Consider the following 1,149-nt stretch of genomic DNA (forward strand, 5'->3'; position numbering starts at 1 on the left):
ATGATGGCTCAACTACCAAGTCAGTTGATGGCGTTGGTACCTACACAGTAGCAGCGGACGGTACTGTTACATTTGTACCAGAACCAAGTTTTACAGGAACAGCACCAGCGGTTACAGTCGTTCGTGAAGACAAGAACGGAACAAAAGCTTCAGCGACTTACACACCATCAGTAACACCAATCACAGTGACTCCTACAGACAAGGTTTCTGCGGATGTTCAAAACGTTCCTCAAACCCAAACACCAACCTTTGATTTGAGTAATGATAAGACTGCTGAAATCACAAGCAAGAAATTGGTGGATCCAGCAACTGGTCAACCAACTGATGAAACAACAGTGACAGTAGCAGGAGAAGGTAGCTATACTATCGACCCAACGACTGGAGCAGTAACATTTACGCCAGAAAAAGACTTTGTTGGTACTGCAAAAGGAGTAACTGTTCAGGCAACAGCTACTATTACAAATGCTAACGGTAAGACTGCAACCATTACTTCAGATGCGACCTACACACCAACTGTTGTAGCTGCTGTTCCAACAGCTCAACCAGCTACATCTAAAGATGTTCAAGGTGCAACGCAAACAGGGACACCAACCTTTGCAGGAACTACTGTCCAAGTAAACGGTGAAGATAAAGCTATTACAATCAAAGATAATAGCTACACGCTTTTGGATAATGATGGCAATGAAGTGACAAGTACACCAGCTTATGCTGCTGATGGTACAACTGAAATCGGTACTTACTCTATCGATTCAGCTACTGGTCAAGTCACTTTCACACCGACTGATAAATCATACACAGGTGTAGTAACACCGGCCAAGGTTCAAGCTGAAAGCTCAAACGGTATCAAGGTGGACACAACTTACACGCCTGAAATCGTACCGGTAACACCGACAGCAACACCAGCTGAAACAACTGATATTCAAGGTGCTACTCAAACTGGTAAACCTGAATTCAAGGGTGGAACAGTAACCGTTGATGGTGTTGAGAAAACAGTAGCTATCAATGAAGATGTTCCAGCGACATTTGACGATGGTTCAACGACTAAGACAGTTGACGGTGTTGGTACTTACACAGTAGCAGCAGACGGTACGGTGACATTTGTTCCTGAGAAATCATTTGTCGGAACTGCACCGGCTGTAACGGTTGTTC

The 1,149-nt window shown here is 44.3% G+C and carries 1 pseudogene; it reads left to right on the forward strand.

From position 1 onward, the window contains the following. Positions 1 to 1,149 (forward strand): annotated as a pseudogene (locus tag AX663_RS00480) (CshA/CshB family fibrillar adhesin-related protein); the annotation flags it as partial.

The organism is Streptococcus sp. CCH8-H5, from assembly GCF_001556505.1.
Taxonomy (GTDB): Bacteria; Bacillota; Bacilli; order Lactobacillales; family Streptococcaceae; genus Streptococcus.